A 531-nucleotide genomic window follows, 5' to 3' on the forward strand; every position below is an offset into this window, starting at 1 on the left:
CTTTTCTGTATGATTCTTTTTCTCTCTCTTTCTTATCCCTCTTTTTTTTCTTTTTTTCTTTTTCTTTTTTCTTCTTTTTTTCCTCTTCTTTCTTTATCTTCCTTTCCTCCTCCACTTTTCTTTCTCTCCTACTCTTTCTTCTTTCCTTTCTTTCTATTTTCTCTCCTTTTCTTCCTCTTTTCCTCCTTCTCCTTTTTCTTTTTCTCCTTTTCTCCTTTTTTTCCTTTTTTCTCATTTCTTTTTTCTTTCCTCTTCTTTTTTTTTTCTTCTTTTTCTTTTTTTCTCTTCTTTTCTTTTTTTCTCTTTCTCCCCTTCTTTTTCTTTTTTTTTCTCTTTTTTCCTCCTCTTCTTATTCCACCCTCCCTCCCTTCTCACTTCTCTATTCTATTACTTTTTTTTTTCTTATCTTTTTTTTCTCTTTTCTATCTTCTTCTTCGCTTCTTTTTTTCCCTCTTTTTTATTCTTCACTCCTTTATTTTTTTCTCTCTTTATCCCTCTCTTCTCACCCTTTTTTTTCTCTTCTTCTTTCTT

General features: G+C 30.1%; 2 protein-coding genes. Both read right to left on the bottom strand.

Annotated elements, in window-relative coordinates:
• Nucleotides 1-235: hypothetical protein (locus tag DNK85_RS12790; protein ID WP_208123204.1), on the bottom strand; the 235-nt coding region annotated here is incomplete at its 3' end.
• Nucleotides 232-375 carry a hypothetical protein gene (locus DNK85_RS12795; protein ID WP_162896711.1) on the bottom strand — a complete coding sequence of 48 codons (144 nt, stop codon included), beginning with the start codon at nt 373-375 and terminating at the stop codon, nt 232-234. The genes DNK85_RS12795 and DNK85_RS12790, both read right to left, overlap by 4 nt.
• Between the last annotated feature and the right edge of the window lie 156 nt (nt 376-531).

It is taken from the genome of Cysteiniphilum halobium, assembly GCF_003574425.1.
Lineage (GTDB): Bacteria > Pseudomonadota > Gammaproteobacteria > Francisellales > Francisellaceae > Caedibacter > Caedibacter halobius.